The sequence below is a fragment of the Arthrobacter sp. P1_B3 genome, assembly GCF_056406615.1.
This window is the reverse complement of sequence record NZ_JBFTZV010000061.1, coordinates 1-2,891: the sequence shown is the minus strand read 5'-3', so window position 1 is coordinate 2,891 and position 2,891 is coordinate 1. Positions and strand designations below refer to the sequence as shown.

3 protein-coding genes are annotated in these 2,891 nt (G+C 64.1%); 2 read left to right on the top strand and 1 reads right to left on the bottom strand.

All coding sequences use genetic code 11. The annotated features are described in order from the left end of the window. Positions 1–254: 254 nt before the first annotated feature. Both AC1D2F_RS23795 and AC1D2F_RS23790 read left to right on the top strand, forming a co-directional pair. On the top strand, positions 255–1,232 hold the full coding sequence (locus tag AC1D2F_RS23795) for a DUF4192 domain-containing protein (RefSeq protein ID WP_476967897.1): 978 nt from the start codon (positions 255–257) through the stop codon (positions 1,230–1,232). A 184-nt stretch (positions 1,233–1,416) separates the two neighbouring features. After that, complete coding sequence (locus AC1D2F_RS23790; protein WP_476967896.1) at positions 1,417–1,572, top strand: hypothetical protein; 156 nt, start codon at positions 1,417–1,419, stop codon at positions 1,570–1,572. Between the two features lie 703 nt (positions 1,573–2,275). On the opposite strand, the gene AC1D2F_RS23785 is transcribed toward AC1D2F_RS23790, so the two are convergent. After that, a complete protein-coding gene (locus AC1D2F_RS23785; protein WP_476967895.1) occupies positions 2,276–2,575 on the bottom strand; it encodes a hypothetical protein in 300 nt (99 codons plus the stop codon). Between the last annotated feature and the right edge of the window lie 316 nt (positions 2,576–2,891).

The window sequence follows — 2,891 nt, the reverse complement described above, 5'->3', positions numbered from 1 at the left end:
GCTCCACCCCGTCTAGCCCCGGTTCCGCAAGCTCCACCGGGGCCTGCGGTGCAGGAAATGTCCCTCCGGCGCTCCTGCGTCGCTGATTTCCTTGAGGGAATTTCCTGCCCCTTGCCCTGCGGGTAGACAGGGCTCCGTCGGCCGCCGAGCAAGCGAGCTTGCCAGCAACCAAAAAACAACTGGGGGAGAGGGGAAGCTGGCCGGTCACCTAAGCCGCCCCACCCACCGGAATCCTCTGCAAAAGGAGCACCACCATGCTTGAAAAACTGAACCTCACCGGTCCCGCTGACTTGCTGGCGGCCATCCCGCACCTGCTGGGCATCACGCCCTCGGAGTCGTTCGTGGTCCTCACCGCCCATGCCGGTGCTCTCGGTGCGAGCCTGCGGGTGGACGCTCCCGAGCACGTCGAGCCGCTGAACTACGCGCAGACGCTGACCAGCCACGCCGCCAACGATGAGAAGGCCACGGCGTCCTACGTCGTCGTCTACACCGACGAGAACCAGGACAGCTACCCCTACGCCGCGCACGTTGCCGCGCTGGTCAGCGAGCTGGCCGCAGCCCGGATGCCCGTGCGGAACGTCTGGCTCGTGACCTCGAGCTACTGGACGGAGTTCGGCTCGGACGAGGAGCACCCGCTGGAGCAGATCACCGACAGCCACGCCAACCCGACGTTTACCTTCTTCGGCAGCGCCACGGACATCGACGTCTACAACCCCGCCCTGCTGGGCACCTGGGCCATGCCGGTACAAGCACCCGAGGGCAGCGAAGCGGACATTGAGGAAGCATGTGCGGTGTGGGCGGCAGTGCTGGACAGTACCGGGACCCCGGACCTCGACACTGCCCGGGACCTCGCGGGAGCGTTCCAGCACAAAATGGTCCGGGACTTCCTGTTCCGCGAGACCATCACCACCCAGAACGGCAACTTCGCCGACGTCATCCTCGGAACCTTCACCGGACGACCCGACTGGAACCGGGTGGACCGGGCCCAGGCCATCGCTTTCGAGCTGATGAAGGCAGTCCCGGCAGGCCAGCGCGCACCGATGCTGACCCTGATGGGGTGGCTGGAATGGCTCAAAGGCAACGGCACCCAAGCGAACCGGTACCTCAAACACGCGGACACGGACGCACCCGGGTTCCGGCTGTCAGGGCTGCTGCTGGAACTGATCAACCGCGGCTCCGTCGCGGACGTCGCCCGCGACCCGGAAACCTCCTACCAGCGGCACAACAACTAAACGGACAGAGCCGGGCCGGGATCACCCAATGATCCCGGCCCGGCCTTTTTGCCGGTGGCGGGGCGGCCTCCCCCGCTTCGCTCCGCCGGCCGCCTGACGCTCGCGCGGGCGCAGCCCGGAACCCAGCAAGCGTGTAGAAACCACGGCTACAGTGAACCCACGAACACTGCACCGACCAGGAAGCGTGAGCATGGGAACCGACTACATCCTGACCGACGACGACAAACCGGACGCCGAACCCAGCCTGGCCGAAGACGTCATCGAAATTCGTCTCCTCACTGCCGACGAACCAACCGGGCCTGCGAACATCGGCTGGGCCCAGGAACACCACAACCTCTAACCACCAGGCAGCGAGACGCTGCCCACCCAAATTTCCTTTGCAGAGGGAAAACCAGGAAAGGCCGGCACCTAGGTGCTGGCCTTTCCTCATGTCCGCGCTTGTTCCAACGCCCGACGCCACAACCCCACTGCCGCCAAGCCGTTAAGGAAGGGATAAAGACATCGCCGGCAGCAGGCCGACCAACGACCATGTCCACGGCCACCAGCACCACCGATCCGACCGCAGCGACTGTGAACACCACAGCCAGGAGCCGCAGCACCCGGTTAGGGCGTGATTGAGTCGGCAGCGGAGCTTTCATTAGCTGCTCCCTGTGGCTGGAACCACCTTGGGGTGGATGACCGTGCCACCATCGCATTTGATTGACTCATTTGCGCGTAGGGATTCAACGGTAACTTGGCGGCAAACATGCACTGAGCCGTCCTTGGTGATGTGCAGGGTGTAGCGACCGGGGAGACTCCCGTCGTTCCCGTGCCATGACCCGTCGTAAATGCTTACATCATCCACGGAGTAGCCCGACATGAGGGACACGACTTCAGCGTCCCGCTCCGCACGGTCATCCACCCCGCTGCTCAAGGCAATACCGAGCACAGAAAGGACCAGAAGAACCCCCACGATTACGGCGATCTTCCCCCGCACTGACTTCGCGACAGGAAACTTACTGGTGCCCTCGTCAGGCTCAGTCTCACTCATCGCCTCACCCTGCTCAGGAGTTGTCGGCCAGAAAGCGCTCAATGGGTACCTCGATGGGAAGCCCGTAGGAATACCACACCCAGGGCCCGGTCCCTACGTCCGGGGATTCATCGTGCATGGCCCGTTTCATGACTGCGTAGTCTGCCGGGGCTCTCCGGTACATCACCTTGACCAGGTCAATGTCACGGTCGATATGGCCATCGGGCCAAATGACGTCATAGCGGAATGCCCGGACCCGGCGGCGTAACCACCTCGTGGTCCGAAAGTAAGCAGTGGCACGGAAGGCGAACGGGACGGGCTCTTCAACTGGCACGACACCATGGTCACACACTCAACCCGTACGAGCGCCAGGGGCATGCTCGCAGGGCTCGCACCCATTGGGGCGTCCGCTGGCGCGGCCGGCTGTTGGGTCCAGTGCTGTCCGTCGCAGGGCTCCGGCCCGCCCTGGCCCTGCCTTACGTCTTCGACGTTTTTTGGTTGCTGTCCTCCGGATTCTAGGCGTCCGCTCCACCCCGTCTAGCCCCGGTTCCGCAAGCTCCACCGGGGCCTGCGGTGCAGGAAATGTCCCTCCGGCGCTCCTGCGTCGCTGATTTCCTTGAGGGAATTTCCTGCCCCTTGCCCTGCGGGTA

Coding starts and splice junctions, on each gene's coding strand:
- AC1D2F_RS23795 (WP_476967897.1), top strand. CDS start 255: ATGCTTGAAAAACTGAACCTCACCGGTCCCGCTGACTTGCTGGCGGCC.